Annotated in this window: 15 protein-coding genes; 9 read left to right on the top strand and 6 right to left on the bottom strand. The window is 37.1% G+C overall.

Features of this window, described 5'->3' with window-relative positions:
* Window positions 1-580 precede the first annotated feature (580 nt).
* A complete protein-coding gene (locus ACUN24_RS10845) occupies window positions 581-1,066 on the bottom strand; it encodes a hypothetical protein (RefSeq protein WP_445562508.1) in 486 nt (161 codons plus the stop codon).
* 50 nt (window positions 1,067-1,116) lie between these two features.
* On the opposite strand from ACUN24_RS10845, the gene ACUN24_RS10840 reads away from it, so the two are divergent.
* The 3 genes from ACUN24_RS10840 (at window position 1,117) to ACUN24_RS10830 (ending at window position 4,397) form a co-directional block, all read left to right on the top strand.
* Window positions 1,117-1,596, top strand: a complete 480-nt coding sequence (locus ACUN24_RS10840) for an ABC transporter ATPase (protein ID WP_445562507.1) — start codon at window positions 1,117-1,119, stop codon at window positions 1,594-1,596.
* Between the two features lie 4 nt (window positions 1,597-1,600).
* Window positions 1,601-1,888, top strand: a complete 288-nt coding sequence (locus ACUN24_RS10835; protein ID WP_138820569.1) for a YciI family protein — start codon at window positions 1,601-1,603, stop codon at window positions 1,886-1,888.
* 97 nt (window positions 1,889-1,985) lie between these two features.
* The gene (locus ACUN24_RS10830) at window positions 1,986-4,397 is read left to right on the top strand and encodes an AsmA family protein (protein ID WP_445562506.1); all 2,412 of its coding nucleotides are present in this window, start codon (window positions 1,986-1,988) and stop codon (window positions 4,395-4,397) included.
* Between the two features lie 93 nt (window positions 4,398-4,490).
* On the opposite strand, the gene mtgA is transcribed toward ACUN24_RS10830, so the two are convergent.
* Window positions 4,491-5,219, bottom strand: a complete 729-nt coding sequence (mtgA, locus tag ACUN24_RS10825; RefSeq protein ID WP_445562505.1) for a monofunctional biosynthetic peptidoglycan transglycosylase — start codon at window positions 5,217-5,219, stop codon at window positions 4,491-4,493.
* Window positions 5,220-5,406: 187 nt separating this feature from the next.
* Between mtgA and ACUN24_RS10820 the strand changes: the two genes are divergently transcribed.
* The 3 genes from ACUN24_RS10820 (at window position 5,407) to ACUN24_RS10810 (ending at window position 8,578) form a co-directional block, all read left to right on the top strand.
* Window positions 5,407-6,216 (top strand): 3-keto-disaccharide hydrolase, encoded by an 810-nt coding sequence (locus ACUN24_RS10820; protein WP_445562504.1) that lies wholly within the window; start codon window positions 5,407-5,409, stop codon window positions 6,214-6,216.
* Between the two features lie 30 nt (window positions 6,217-6,246).
* Window positions 6,247-6,945, top strand: a complete 699-nt coding sequence (locus ACUN24_RS10815) for an SDR family oxidoreductase (RefSeq protein ID WP_445562503.1) — start codon at window positions 6,247-6,249, stop codon at window positions 6,943-6,945.
* Between the two features lie 277 nt (window positions 6,946-7,222).
* On the top strand, window positions 7,223-8,578 hold the full coding sequence (locus ACUN24_RS10810; protein ID WP_445562502.1) for an ATP-binding protein: 1,356 nt from the start codon (window positions 7,223-7,225) through the stop codon (window positions 8,576-8,578).
* 82 nt (window positions 8,579-8,660) lie between these two features.
* On the opposite strand, the gene rplI is transcribed toward ACUN24_RS10810, so the two are convergent.
* The 4 genes from rplI to ACUN24_RS10790 form a co-directional block, all read right to left on the bottom strand.
* A complete protein-coding gene (gene rplI, locus ACUN24_RS10805) occupies window positions 8,661-9,104 on the bottom strand; it encodes a 50S ribosomal protein L9 (RefSeq protein ID WP_025144599.1) in 444 nt (147 codons plus the stop codon).
* 12 nt (window positions 9,105-9,116) lie between these two features.
* Window positions 9,117-9,380 carry a 30S ribosomal protein S18 gene (gene rpsR, locus ACUN24_RS10800; protein ID WP_010599582.1) on the bottom strand — a complete coding sequence of 88 codons (264 nt, stop codon included), beginning with the start codon at window positions 9,378-9,380 and terminating at the stop codon, window positions 9,117-9,119.
* Entirely contained in the window at window positions 9,380-9,736 is a 357-nt protein-coding gene (rpsF, locus tag ACUN24_RS10795) for a 30S ribosomal protein S6 (protein WP_029283098.1), read from the bottom strand. Before rpsF ends, rpsR begins: the two co-directional genes overlap by 1 nt.
* A gap of 295 nt (window positions 9,737-10,031) precedes the next feature.
* Window positions 10,032-10,625: a hypothetical protein gene (locus ACUN24_RS10790; RefSeq protein WP_445562501.1), complete on the bottom strand. Its 594-nt coding sequence runs from the start codon at window positions 10,623-10,625 to the stop codon at window positions 10,032-10,034.
* 181 nt (window positions 10,626-10,806) lie between these two features.
* Here ACUN24_RS10790 and ACUN24_RS10785 point away from each other — a divergent pair, with 181 nt between their 5' ends.
* The 3 genes from ACUN24_RS10785 to ACUN24_RS10775 all read left to right on the top strand — a co-directional run bounded on the left by ACUN24_RS10785 (window position 10,807) and on the right by ACUN24_RS10775 (window position 14,395).
* Window positions 10,807-11,670: an AraC family transcriptional regulator gene (locus ACUN24_RS10785; protein WP_445562500.1), complete on the top strand. Its 864-nt coding sequence runs from the start codon at window positions 10,807-10,809 to the stop codon at window positions 11,668-11,670.
* 23 nt (window positions 11,671-11,693) lie between these two features.
* Entirely contained in the window at window positions 11,694-12,461 is a 768-nt protein-coding gene (locus ACUN24_RS10780; RefSeq protein ID WP_445562499.1) for a DUF1570 domain-containing protein, read from the top strand.
* Between the two features lie 110 nt (window positions 12,462-12,571).
* Window positions 12,572-14,395, top strand: a complete 1,824-nt coding sequence (locus ACUN24_RS10775) for a DNA polymerase III subunit gamma/tau (protein ID WP_445562498.1) — start codon at window positions 12,572-12,574, stop codon at window positions 14,393-14,395.

Raw genomic sequence — 14,395 nt, 5'->3', positions numbered from 1 at the left:
CCCTTCTACAAGTTATAAATGACAGATTCCAATAGAAAGATCGTCATCCGATAACTATCGGATGATGCTCGCACTCTCAGTCCGTCATCCTGAACTTGGTTCAGGGTCTTACTTTTATCATAGTTTTTCACCATATAAGGCATGTAAGAGCATATAAGGCATTGAGGTTATATGTATCTTTATAGTTCAGTTTTTTGGCCGCTATATCACAAAGGCACTAAACTTTGTGTTCTTGTGACTTAGAGGTTAATCTTCTCTCTCCTGTGATTTATATTGATTTTCATAAAATAAATTACCCTTTAGGATGATTTTTAGGAAAGCAATAGCAGTATCCATAGCTTAATTTCTTCCTGCTCTACCTTCTGCCATGAAAAATGGCATTCGTTCGATCAGGTTTAGTTGGGGTAGTTTTCTGCTACTATGTCGGTTTTCTGTGCACAGACCCGAGTTTGTAGCCCTGATCGGAGCGGCATCCCCGATTTTTCATCGGGATAAAGCGGAGAGCAGGACTAACTTAAAAAAAGCGAATGACAATGCGCTCCAAAAAATCATACACTTATTTAATAGGTTAATTTCTCACCTAAAGCTTCTGCGAAATTGAAACCCCTGCATTAATTTTATTCAAATTATCGCGGATCAGGTTTAAATCTTCAGCCTCCATATTTTTTAACGGAATCACCAGCTGGGTAGCCATTGAGTCTACATCGCCTCCCCTGTCTTTATAGGTCTGCACAATTACGTCATCTCCCTTGGTATGGATATATAATTTACCCGAAGCGGTTGTACCATAATAGTCCATATCTTTAAATTTCGATAACTTAAATGCGAAATACTCCGTTTTACCGTTATTAAAATACCGCTTGTAACGGCAAAAACCATTGTTAGTAACATTTAGCTCATAACGTTTTACCTGATCACTTTCCTGGCTGCTGTCATAATGATCGGTAAGCGTTTTATGAAGATAAAGGGCATACTGCTCCATAGATTCGGGGTCTGAAAAAGCACATAAAAACATACAAAAAGCCGAAAGAAGGGATATTTTCAAGCACAGTGTAAACTTTTTCATCAGGTTAGCGTTTTAATCATACCAATTTAATTAAAATCATAAATTTGTATATGAGTTTTTCTCCACAATCAAGAGTTTGGATATACCAAAGCGATCGCAAATTTACTTCTACTGAAGAAACTGAGATCTTAAACAAGTTGGCAGCTTTTACTAACCAGTGGAAAGCACACGGAAATGAATTGCTTGCAAAAGCAGAAATCCGTTATGGCTTTTTTATTATCCTAACAGTAGATGAAAGTCAGGCTGGTGTTACCGGTTGTTCTATTGATAGCTCTGTTCGTTTAATTAAAGAAATTGAACAGGAGTATCATATAGACCTTTTTAACCGTTTCAACATTGCCTATAAAGTAAATGGAGAAGTTGTGGTAAACAGCAAGGAAGATTTTGAAACCCTGGTAAATATAAAGCAGGTAACCACAGAAACGATTGTATTTAACAATATGGTTCAAAACCTGGCTGAACTTGAATCTAAGTGGGAAGTCCCTTTTCAAAACAGCTGGCATTCTACCGTTTTTGCACATTTACTTTAAGCCTGTGTTCATCGTAGATCTTAAATATATTGTTCCGCTAACCGAGTTAGATGCGCATATGGAAGCGCATGTTCAATATTTAAAGAAATACTATAAAAAAAATATTTTTGTAGCTTCGGGCAGAAAGGTGCCCCGAACCGGTGGAATCATTTTGGCCCTGGCTAAAGATGAGGCTGAATTGAAAAAAATCCTGATGGAGGACCCCTTTTATAAACACCGTTTGGCTGATTTTACGATTACACATTTCCTAACCTCACAGTACCACCCTGATCTGGAATCTCTTTTAGGCTAACTGATTCACAAGACCTATTGCTGTTGCAGCTATTTTTTACTGTCAGCCAAACAATTAGCTAACAAAAAACATTATATTGTTAAATCAAATAATGTGTATGAAGCGCTGGCTCAAAATTTCTTTAAAAATCGTATCTGTTTTAGTTGTACTGATTATATTAACCTGGCTGGCGGGTGCGTTTTACATTAGTCGCAACAAGAAAGAAGTGCTGGCTTCTATCCTCTCGCAACTGAATAAAAATTTAAATGGGCAGATTACGGCCACCAGCATGGAGCCAACGCTGCTAAAAAGTTTTCCGGGGGTTTCAGTATCCTTAAATGGCGTTTTGCTGAGAGATAGTTTATGGAACCAACACAAACACGATCTTTTAAAAGCGCAGGATATAGATGTATCGCTAAATGTACTTTCGCTTATTGTGGGCAATATCAATATTAAAAGGATTGCCATTAACAATGCATCTATTTACATCTACACCGATTCTACAGGCTATAGCAACACCAGTATTTTTAAAAGTAAACCTAAAACTGATGAAAAATCGTCATCAAAGTCTTCCGCTCTAGAAGTTAAAAAGATTGATTTTAATAAGGTAAGTTTAATATTAGACAATAAGAAAAGGTTTAAGTTATTCAATTTCGACATCGATCAGATCCAGGGCAGAATGGAGTACCCTGATAGCGGCTGGACAGGTAAAATCAAGTTAATGACTAAGGTAAACAGTTTCGCCTTCAATACACGAAAAGGTAGCTTTTTGAAAGACAAAACCCTGGAAGGAACCTTAAACGCCCGTTACAGCCGGGATCTTGACGCAGTGATACTAAATCCCGAAATCTTAAAAATTGGTGGCCATCCTTTTAAAATAGGTGCTAAAATAGAATTAGATAGATCTGCTTTTGCTATTAGCATTGCTGTTGATGATATTTTATTCAGAGATGTTGCTTTACTCCTATCGCCCAATATCTCCTCCAAACTCTTAAAGTTCGGGATAGAAAAACCAATCAATATCAGGGGAAATATTGTTGATGACGGATCAGGCAAATATGGAGATCCATTGATTAAAGTAGGCATAACGGTGAGAGATAATGTAGTTTCTATCCCGGCAGGTAAATTAACGGCTTGTAATTTTGATGGTTCCTTTACCAACCAGGATACCGTTGGTGGTATTATTGGTGATGAAAACTCATCTATCAAGTTCCACAAACTTACTGCGAAATATTTTAATGCGCCGCTTAAGATCGATACATTCACGGTAAATAATTTAGCTCGTCCAATTGCCACCGGATTGGTAACCTCGCAGTTCCCCCTATCCAATTTAAACAATTCAATAGGCACGAACGATTTTGATTTTAAAAACGGTACGGCCAATTTAAGGTTATACTGCAAGGCTGATATTGATAATTTCAGTTTCACTAAACCAGTTGTTTCGGGTAAAATACAGATTGCCGATGCAGACATTCTTTACATTCCAAGAAAGCTCCACCTGGTAAAAAGTGCCTTAAACATCAATTTTAACCAGAACGATTTATCGATCCAGAACGGGCATTTCCAATTGGGCAAAAGCGAACTTAATGTAAGCTGTAGCATCGCCAATTTTGCCAACTTGTATTATACTGCTCCCGAAAAAATATTGGTGAACTTAAAAATGTCGAGTCCTCAACTCTACCTAAAAGAATTTTTACCTTTCTTAGGACCAAGAACAGCAAAGAAAAAATCGAATGGAAATAAACAAGTGGTTTCCAAAGAGTTGAGCAATGTGCTGGAACTTTCTAAAATGAATATCCGTTTAACCGTTGATAAAGCCATTTATGATAATTTTCTGGCCAAAAACCTTGATGCCGACATTTCTTTGCGGGGCGGGGGTATATTTTTCAATAAAATAAGCGTGGCTCATGCAGGCGGTCAGTTAGCGCTAAACGGAAATATTATGCAGGAAACGGCTTCAAATAGTTTTAAGATCAGCTCAAAGATCAGCCATGTAAGTGTGAAAGATTTCTTTTATTCCTTTGATAATTTCGGACAGAATACCATTACCAATAAAAATTTAAAAGGTTATTTATCAGCGTTGGCTAACATTTCCGGAAAAATATCGCACACTGGAAAAATTCTTCCTCGATCGATAAATGGTAAAGTGGTGTTCAATCTGAACAATGCCGCACTGGTTAATTTCGATCCGATGGTTAAGGTTGGAAAATTTGCTTTTGCGAACAGGAACTTGTCAAACGTAGAAATCAAAAACCTTGATGGAACACTAAATGTGCGCGGCGACAAAGTAGAAATCAGTCCAATGCAGGTAAACTCCAGTGCTTTAAACTTTAACGTAAAAGGCACTTACGCTTTAGGAAGTGGTACAAATGTAGAGATGGATATTCCACTGAGAAATCCGAAAGGAGATGAAAACCTAACCAGATCAGAAAAAAGAGAAGCCCGTATGCGTGGAATCGTATTGCACTTAAAAGCCATTGATGACGAAAAAGGTGGAATAAAAATCAGGTGGAATAAGGATCACGACTAATCATTGAATGAGAGAGTTTCGAATGATTAAATGTGTTTATACTTTTCATTCAAATTCGATCATTCTCTCATTCAATCCTTCACAATTCTATCATTAAAAATCCAGCGGCCCTAACCTGTTCATATTTCTTAAGATCAGGTATTGGCGGTGCCTGATGTATGGGGTTGCATTTTTGGGTGTCCACCTTCTGGGGTTTGGAAAACACGAAGCAATTAAAGCGGCTTGTTTCTTGGTTAGTTTTGTGCAGGATTTACCATAATATTCCTGTGCAGCAGCCTCGGCACCATAAATCCCATCGCCCATTTCAATTACGTTTAAGTAAACTTCCAATATTCTTTCTTTGCTCCAAAACAGTTCTATAAGTAAAGTAAAATACGCTTCAAAACCTTTTCTTATCCACGATCGGCCAGGCCACAGGAAAACATTTTTAGCAGTTTGTTGCGAAATGGTACTCCCGCCTTTCACCTTTTTTCCTTTGGCATTACTGGCAAAAGCTTTTTCAATGGCTTTCATATCAAAACCAATATGTGTTAAAAAGAGCTGATCTTCAGCAGATACGGCGGCCCTCTTCATATTATCAGAGATATCATCAAACTTAACCCATTTTTTTTCCGTTTTAAAAGGTTTCCCATCTGCTTTACGCTCAATATTGCGCAGTACCATTAAAAGGGTAATAGGTGGATTGATAAAACGCAGCGCGATCACCCAAAACACCGAAACCAACAAGAAATATAAAAATACTTTTGTAAAAATATTGGCAATCTTTTTTAAAAGAGGATGTTTTGCCTTGCTTTTAGCTTTGGTTGTCCGGGTTTTGGCCATGGCTCAAAGGTAATTAAAGAGACTGAAGTTGGGAAATGCAGAGGACTGGAATGATGCGAAAAGTTTTTAGCCATCGCAAAAACCAAATGCAAAATTCCTGTGGTAAACCCTTAACCTGCATTAAAATCAGTTTGTTTACGTATTTTGTGATTCACATTTTAAAAATAGCGCAAACAGAATTAACCAAATGAAAAAACTAGGCTATCTTTTTATTGCTGTAACACTGTGGGGCTGTAGTACAAGCAAGAACATCAATAACCAATCAGAAAAGTGGATTACACTTTTTAACGGGAAAGATATTAAAGACTGGAATGTTAAAATCCATCACCACGATTACAATGTAAATTACGGAAATACCTTTAGGGTTGAAGATGGGACAATACAGGTTCGATATCACCAATATGGCGATTTCAATGATCAGTTCGGCCATCTTTATTATAAAACACCATTTTCTTATTATCACTTAAAACTAAAATATCGCTTTGTTGGCGAACTGCAAAAAGGAGCACCAAGTTACACCCTGCGCAATAGCGGTGTGATGTTCCATTCTCAGGATCCGAAAACAATGCCTAAGGAGCAGGATTGGCCAATTTCAATTGAGATGCAGTTTTTAGGTGGCTTGAGTGATGGCCGTCCACGCCCTACAGGAAATATGTGTTCGCCAGGTACAGATATTTTTTATCAAGGTAAATTATATGATGGACATTGCCTGGACTCTAAATCAAAAACATACGATGGCGACCAATGGGTATCTGCCGAATTGATTGTTATGGGCGATTCGCTTGTAACGCATATTATAAACGGCGATACCGTACTGCAGTACAGCAAACCACAGATAGGTGGCGGGGTAGCTAACCGTTACGATCCGAAAATTAAGGTTGATGGAAAAGCCCTTACTCAGGGTTTTATTGCTTTACAAAGTGAAGGACAGCCGGTAGATTTTAAAGATATCCAGATCATGGAACTTCCTCAGCACAATAAGAAAAAATCTAATTAAACATTTTACGATATCATACGTTACAACAACATGAAAGTTGCATTAATTACAGGCGGAAGCAAAGGAATTGGTTTCGGCATTGCCGAATCACTTTTAAAAGAAGGCTATAAAGTAGCCATTACCAGTAGGACAATAGACAGTGCAAACCAGGCTGCATCTCAGCTGGTAGCACATGGTGATGTATTGGCCATTGAAGCAGATGTTGTGGATTTTAAATCTCAACAGGATGCTATAAATCTGATACTCGAAAAATGGGGACAATTGGATGTACTCATTGCCAATGCTGGTGTTGGTCATTTTGCACCGGTTGATGAATTGGATATTAATTTATGGAAAGAAACCATTGATACCAATTTAACAGGTGTTTTTTACAGCATTAAAGCCTCGGTAGAGGAGATCAAAAAAACAAAGGGACATATCTTTACCATTTCCAGTTTGGCAGGCACGAACTTTTTTGCCGGAGGATCGGCTTATAATGCCAGTAAATTCGGCTTAACAGGCTTTACCCAATCGGTTATGCTCGATTTAAGAAAATATGGCGTAAAGGTAAGTACCATTATGCCAGGATCGGTAGCGAGCCATTTCAACGATCATCAGCCGAATGCTGAAGATGATGCCTGGAAAATCCAACCCGAAGATATGGGCAAATTGATTGTTGATTTATTAGCCATGCCAGCGAGAACACTACCAAGCAAAGTGGAAATCAGACCAACAGCGCCAAAAGGATAGTAAGGATGGATGATGTAGTTAATTCTACGACATGAATAAATTATTCTTATTTTTTACTGCGGGAAGCGTTAATTGTTTCCCGTAGACTTTGCTGATTTAATGTCATGTTAGCCTATTTTATATTAGGAATTATTATTTGATATTAAAATATGCCCTGACTTTGTTACAAAAAACGCATAAATTTGAGTTGACTTTGTTACAAACAAAAATATAAATGCCCTGACTTTGTTACAAAAAATATATAAATTTGGGTTGACTTTGTTACAAAATAATCAAAATGGCATTTAAACGATCTATTGAGGAAAACTTAAATCAATGGAAAAATAGTAAAAAAAGGAAACCTCTGATTATTCGAGGGGCACGTCAGGTGGGAAAAACAACACTGATAAAAAGCTTTGCAAAAAGCTACTCAAATGCTATTTTTCTTAATCTTGAGAAACCTGCACACCGTCAATATTTTGACGATTTTGACGATGTACAAAGCATTGTTGAAGCATTATTACTGGGACATGGGATTCAATCGGATAAAATAGCTGAAACTTTGCTCTTTGTTGATGAAATTCAGGAAAGTGCGAAAGCTATACAAATGCTAAGGTATTTTTACGAAGAAATTCCTGAACTGCATGTAATCAGTGCAGGTTCCCTTCTGGAGTTCGTATTACAAAAAGTAAAAAGTTTTCCGGTTGGCAGGGTCGAATTTTTATACTTATATCCTTTAAATTTTCAAGAATACCTTCAAGCTAACCAAAAAGATGATCTGTTAAAATATCTGCTTCAAACACCTGTAAAAGCCGTTGCCCATAAATTATTATTAAAAGCCTTTCATAGATATGCCATTATTGGAGGCATGCCAGAAATAATAAAAACTGATCTGGAAGAACATAACCTCTCTGATCTGCCTATCGTTTACGAAAGCATTTGGGCAACCTACAAAAATGATATAGAAAAATACACCCAAAACGATACAGCGAGAAGAACGATTAATCACATTATGGGTACTGCCCATCTTTTTCTGGATGAGCGTGTTATTTTTCAAGGTTTCGGCAATTCGAATTATAAATCCAGAGAGGTTGGAGAGGCTTTTAGGATATTAGATGATGCAAAAATTATCCGGTTAATATATCCATCTACAAATACGGAGGTTCCGATTATTCCTGATTTAAAAAAATCACCTAGACTACAATTTTTAGATACAGGATTAATCAACTATTCATTGGGCATTCAAGGAGAAATGCTCGCCTTAGACGATTTAAGTTCAGCTTATAAAGGTGCTGTTATTCCACATTTATTTACCCAAGAACTGATATCAATTGAGCGCATATCTTCTCACAAGCCCAATTTTTGGGTAAGAGAAAAAAAACAGTCTGATGCAGAAGTTGATTTAATTTATGCCTATAAAAAAATGGTGATACCAATTGAAATCAAATCGGGTGGCACAGGCAGTTTAAGATCACTTCATCAATTTATAGATGCATCAACGCATCCTTTTGCGATTAGGGTATATGGAGGTGAATTTAGATTAGAAAAAACAATTACTCCGGCAGGCAAGCCATACCTGTTGCTAAACCTTCCTTACTATCTTGGAACGCGCATAGCACAATATGCTGAATGGTTAACAAATCAGTCTCTGTAAATCACCCCTCTTACCTTATCCATTTTCCATAAAAAAAGTCCCGATTTTCATCGGGACTTTTTATTGATTCTTTAAAGAATGCTTATTCAGCAATTACTTCAAAAGGAACCTGAACTTTAACTTCTTTGTGTAAGTTTAAGTTAGCAACATATTCGCCAACAAATTTAGGTTCAGTTTCGAAAGTAATACGACGACGGTCTACATCAAAGCCTTGTGCTTTTAATGCTTCAGCAATCTGGATCGTGTTAACCGCTCCAAAGATTTTTCCGCTTTCGCCTGCTTTAGCACCGATTGAAAGTTTAACATCAGTTAAACGTTCAGCAACACCTTCAGCATCTTTCTTAATTTTATCTTGTTTAAAAGCAGCTTGCTTTAAATTTTCAGCTAAAACTTTTTTAGCAGAAGAAGTAGCCAAAGCGCCAAATCCTTGAGGGATTAAATAGTTACGGCCATAACCTGGCTTTACTGTAACTACATCATCTTTCTCGCCAAGGCCTTTAATATCTTGTTTTAAAATAATTTCCATATCTCTAGCCTCCTATTTTAATTGATCAGCAACGAAAGGTAACAAACCGATATGACGGGCGCGTTTAACAGCCTGAGCCACTTTACGTTGGAATTTTAACGAAGTACCGGTTAAACGGCGTGGTAATAATTTACCTTGATCGTTAATAAATTTCAACAAGAAGTTTGCATCCTTGTAATCGATGTATTTAATTCCGTTTTTCTTAAAACGGCAATATTTTTTACGGTTATCCTCTACTTTAGGGGCTGTTACGTATTGTATTTGTTCTCTTGCCATTACGCTGCAACCTCCTTAGTTTTTTTGTTAAAAGCACCACTACGCTTTTTCTCATTGTAAGCAACAGCGTGTTTGTCTAAACGGATAGTTAAAAAACGTAACACACGCTCATCGCGTTTTAATTGAAGCTCTAATTTTGCGATCAAATCTCCTGAAGCTTTGTATTCAGTTAAGTTGAAGAATCCATTTGATTTTTTTTCAATTGGATACGCTAATTTTCTCAAACCCCAATTATCTTCCTGGATAATTTCGGCTCCGTTATCAGTCAGAACTGCTTTGAATTTAGCTAATGCCTCTTTCGCAGCCTCTTCAGATAACAACGGGGTTAGAACGATAACAGTTTCGTACTGATTCATTGTTATAAATTATGTTTTTAATTTTTTAATCCCGAGGTGTATTACGGGGATGCAAAAGTAACAATATATTTCTTAAAATCAAATGATTAATAAGAAAAAAAGAAGAATCGCAAGCAATTAAGAAAGAAAAAGTTACAGGACAAAATGAAAAATAGAAAAGTGGCCATAACACACCTCCCCCTCACAATCCTTAGCGACTCAAATCTCAAGTCGCATATCTCACATCTAATCTCAAAAACAAAAAAGGGAGACTATCTATCCGACAATCTCCCCATATCAATTAGCTGTAAAATGTTTAATATGTTTCTATCGTTTTAACAAAACTCTCTTCTTTGAACTTCACCACGAAAGTTAATTCTTTAGAATCTGTTCTACCGATATTGAATTTCTTTACCAGTTGCGATTTATCTTTGAATACCTCACTATAGACCACATCGTTGTATTCGTTATACACTTTAACTTCCACCGGACTATTCTCCAGGTTTTCAAGGTTAAGCGTAATTACCTGATCTTTTTTAGTATAAACAGGTTTAAACAGGTTAGAAACTTTAGGTTCAGAAACAAGCGCTTCGCCGTTTTTGATTACCACACTATATTTTGCAACTTTTACATCCGACTCTACTTTAAGCGTATATTTTCCATCAGGAAGCTCATTCAGATCATAAACTTTGCTAGAGGCAGCTGAAGCATGGATGTTTTCTTCAAATAAAACTTCATCATATGCATCAATGAGTGATAAATTAACATTTTCTGCTTTATCTACAGAGAAACGGATAAATTTTTCCTTTTCACCTTTTACTTTTAAAGTAAAATCATCATCGTTAGCGTGTACACCCGTAGCAGTAAAAAATAACGCTGCTATTAAACCGATTTTTAAGAACTTTTTCATAACCAATATTTTTTAGACTTAATCATTATATGATACTACTAAGGTACGGAGGCATCTGAAAGATAGGTGATTGCATATTTGCCAATATCTATGCTATATTACCCTTAATTACGCGATATTTTAACAAAACCCATAATAAAGCATATTTTTTATGTATTTTAGAACAATAATTTAGCAAAACATGAAGCCAAGTTTTGAAGTTGTTGAGCCTTCTTTTGGAAGTTCATTTTATTATTCAAAATATGTAGAGAACGCCAACAATATGGCGCACCTTTGGCATTACCATCCTGAAATTGAAATGGTTTTTGTTAACGGTGGAGCCGGCAAAAGGCAGATCGGTAGTCATGTGTCCTATTATACCGAAGGTGACCTCATCCTCATTGGCAGCAATCTTCCCCATTGTGGTTTTACCGATACCAATACCGGAAACAAAAACGAAACTGTTATCCAGATGAAGCCCGATTTTTTGGGCGACATCTTTTTAGGTCTGCAGGAAATCAAAGGCATCCACGAATTATTTGACAAATCAAAGGCCGGAATTGCCTTCGGTAGTGAAACCATGCGGGCCGTTGGCGGCAAAATAGAAATGATGGACGATCAGCCGCCTTTTGAAAGGCTTTTAACTTTACTGAGCGTATTAAAGGAACTTGAACACGCGAAAGATTATAAAATCTTAAACGCTGACGGATTTTCGATGGAAATGCAGGTGCAGGATAACGACCGCATTAATATGATTTTCAACTATGTGAAAGACCATTTTCAGGAACAGATCAGTTTGCAGCATGTGGCAGAAATGTCGAGCATGACGGTTCCTTCCTTTTGCCGCTATTTTAAAAAAATTACAAAAAAAACCTTTACACATTTTGTAAATGAATATCGTGTAGTGCATGCATCAAAGCTTCTGGCCGAGAAGCCCATCAGCATTGCCAATATTTCTTACGAAAGTGGCTTTAACAACTTTAGCCATTTCAATAAATTATTTAAAGAGTTTACGGGCAAAAGTGCTTCAGAATATAGAAATGAATTGAAGTCGGTGATTAAATAATATATTAGAATAAGTTTTAAGATATGAACAAGCCTTTCCTATTAATATTTTCAATATTTGCTAACCTGATCAGTTTTTCACTCTATGCCCAATACGTTGACCTTAATTTGGTTAATTGCAAAATAAACGACAACGAGCAAAAGAAAATAGAGAAACTGATTGCGTACGAACGCATGTTCTGCAACGAAATTTTTGAGACAAGAGAAAACATTACTGCCCCGGTAAAAATAAACCTCTATGGAAAAAGTAAAGATTACCGGTTAGCGCAAAAAACATATAGCGCACCAATAAATAGTGCAGGATTTTATATTGCTGCAATTAACGAGTCATTTGTATACAAGAGCAGCGATTTCATTTCGGTAGCGCTCCATGAGGCCAGTCATAGTATTTTTCAGTTTAATTTTAAAAATTCGCCCAAATGGTTAAATGAAGGATTAGCAGAGTTTTTCGAAACGCTGGATTTTGACAGCGAGGGGAATTTATATGCTTACCCGCAAAGCGGAAGAATTAAAAGCATAAAAGCAGGAATAGATTCGAAAGACAGCGAAAGGTTAAAAAATTTCTTTAAAATATATAGCGGTTCATTTTACGGACATGATGTAGACGACAACTACAATACGGCTTACAGTGTGATCTACTTTTTTATAAAATCGAAAAGAACAGACCTGCTTAAAAAAATAATAAAACTAAACACTCAAGGCTACGATACCGAAAAATCGATTGAACTAACTTTTGGCAGTTTTGACAGGTTTGAAGAAAGATATAAGTTATTTTACAACTACAATAAATAATTTTGTTCCTTTAACCTCAAAATTAAGCCTCCGGTCTTATTACATTACAACTTTTCAACATTCCAATTTGACCACATTCCAACTGATAAAAAATTCCTATTTTCGTGCCGATGGAAAATTTTATCGTTTCTGCCCGTAAATACCGCCCAGCCACCTTCGAAACTGTTGTTGGCCAGCAGCATATTACCGGTACGTTAAAAAACGCCATCAAAAACAATCAGCTTGCCCAGGCATTTTTATTTTGCGGGCCGCGTGGGGTGGGTAAAACAACCTGTGCGCGTATCCTTGCCAAAACCATTAACTGTACCAATCCTACAGCAGATATGGAAGCTTGTGGTCAATGCGACAATTGTCTTTCTTTCCAGAACGGACATTCCTTTAATGTTCACGAATTAGATGCGGCTTCAAATAACTCTGTTGATGATATTCGTAGCTTAATTGAGCAGGTTCGAATACCACCACAAGCAGGAAAATATAAGATATATATCATTGATGAGGTTCACATGTTATCTCAGAGTGCATTTAATGCCTTTCTGAAAACATTGGAAGAACCGCCTTCTTATGCTATTTTTATCTTGGCCACCACCGAAAAACATAAAATCCTGCCAACCATTTTATCGCGTTGTCAGATTTTTGATTTCAACCGTATCCAGGTAGAAGATATTGCCAGTCACCTGTCAACCATTGCCCAACGCGAAAATATTTCTTTCGAAAGTGATGGTTTGCATATTATTGCTCAAAAAGCAGATGGTGGTTTGCGTGATGCGCTTTCGATGTTTGATCAGATTGCGAGTTATGCCAATAAGAACATCACTTATAAAGCAGTAATCGACAACCTTAACATTTTAGATTACGATTACTTTTTCAAACTAACTTCTTACCTAACCGCGGCAGAAGTTAGCCAAACCCTGCTCCTGTTCGATGAAATTCTGAACAATGGTTTTGATGGCAACAACTTTATCAATGGTTTGGCCAGTCACTTCCGGAACCTATTAGTAGGTAAAGATGCTGCTACCATTAAATTGTTGGAGGTGAGTGAAAATATCAAACAAAAGTACCTTGATCAGTGCAGGCAAACAGAATTATCGTTTTTATTAACGGCATTAAATTTGGCCAATACCTGCGATCTGAATTACAAGAATTCTAAAAACCAGCGTTTGCAGGTAGAGTTGGCACTGATTAAAATGTGCCACATCAGGTCGGTCGTCAATCTAGCTCAACAGCCTTTAAGCCCTAATAACACAGCAACTGACGTAGATCAGGATAAAAAAAAAACTAATGTCGTAGCTGAGCCAGCTGAAAGCCCAAAGCCTAAAGGTGAGGTTGAAAATACCGCTCATGCTGTTGCACCTGTTGTTAATACTCCTGTTTCGACTAGCATACCAGTAGCAGAAAAGCCAAAGGAAAGTCCACGGGTTGGTCCGCCACCATCTGCAACTTCCATAAGTATTAATATTCCAAAGGCAAACGCAATCAGTACACTCATCCCTTCGTTAAATGATTTGGAACGTGTAGCCAAGGGAGATGATGATGACGGACCCAAAAAAGTTACGGGCGATGCCAGAGAACCCTTCAGTTACGATCGTTTACTGGAAGTTTGGAATGCCTTTACTCAAAAGATGAAGGCCACTGACCGGATTAATCTTTTTACCATCCTAAACAATTTTGCCCCTACACTTTTAAGTCCTCAGCTAATCGAGATTTCGGTAGAGAGTAAAACGCAGGAGCATCTTGTACAACAAGAGTCTGTTGAACTTTTAAATTTTTTACGGAACGAGCTTAGAAACTTTGGCGTTGAGGTTACTTATAAGTTAATGGAGCGCAAGATCGAAAACAGGCTCTACGGAAATCGCGAAAAGTATGATTACCTCGTAAACAAAAATCCAAAGCTGGACGAATTGCGACGGAGGTTTAATTTAGATATTAATCCGTAA

The organism is Pedobacter sp. WC2501 (assembly GCF_052682415.1).
This window is presented reverse-complemented; position numbering and strand designations above follow the sequence as displayed.

Coding starts and splice junctions, on each gene's coding strand:
- ACUN24_RS10845 (WP_445562508.1), bottom strand. CDS start 1,066: ATGAAAAAGTTTACACTGTGCTTGAAAATATCCCTTCTTTCGGCTTTT.
- ACUN24_RS10840 (WP_445562507.1), top strand. CDS start 1,117: ATGAGTTTTTCTCCACAATCAAGAGTTTGGATATACCAAAGCGATCGC.
- ACUN24_RS10830 (WP_445562506.1), top strand. CDS start 1,986: ATGAAGCGCTGGCTCAAAATTTCTTTAAAAATCGTATCTGTTTTAGTT.
- mtgA (WP_445562505.1), bottom strand. CDS start 5,219: ATGGCCAAAACCCGGACAACCAAAGCTAAAAGCAAGGCAAAACATCCT.
- ACUN24_RS10820 (WP_445562504.1), top strand. CDS start 5,407: ATGAAAAAACTAGGCTATCTTTTTATTGCTGTAACACTGTGGGGCTGT.
- ACUN24_RS10815 (WP_445562503.1), top strand. CDS start 6,247: ATGAAAGTTGCATTAATTACAGGCGGAAGCAAAGGAATTGGTTTCGGC.
- ACUN24_RS10810 (WP_445562502.1), top strand. CDS start 7,223: ATGGCATTTAAACGATCTATTGAGGAAAACTTAAATCAATGGAAAAAT.
- rplI (WP_025144599.1), bottom strand. CDS start 9,104: ATGGAAATTATTTTAAAACAAGATATTAAAGGCCTTGGCGAGAAAGAT.
- rpsR (WP_010599582.1), bottom strand. CDS start 9,380: ATGGCAAGAGAACAAATACAATACGTAACAGCCCCTAAAGTAGAGGAT.
- rpsF (WP_029283098.1), bottom strand. CDS start 9,736: ATGAATCAGTACGAAACTGTTATCGTTCTAACCCCGTTGTTATCTGAA.
- ACUN24_RS10790 (WP_445562501.1), bottom strand. CDS start 10,625: ATGAAAAAGTTCTTAAAAATCGGTTTAATAGCAGCGTTATTTTTTACT.
- ACUN24_RS10785 (WP_445562500.1), top strand. CDS start 10,807: ATGAAGCCAAGTTTTGAAGTTGTTGAGCCTTCTTTTGGAAGTTCATTT.
- ACUN24_RS10780 (WP_445562499.1), top strand. CDS start 11,694: ATGAACAAGCCTTTCCTATTAATATTTTCAATATTTGCTAACCTGATC.
- ACUN24_RS10775 (WP_445562498.1), top strand. CDS start 12,572: ATGGAAAATTTTATCGTTTCTGCCCGTAAATACCGCCCAGCCACCTTC.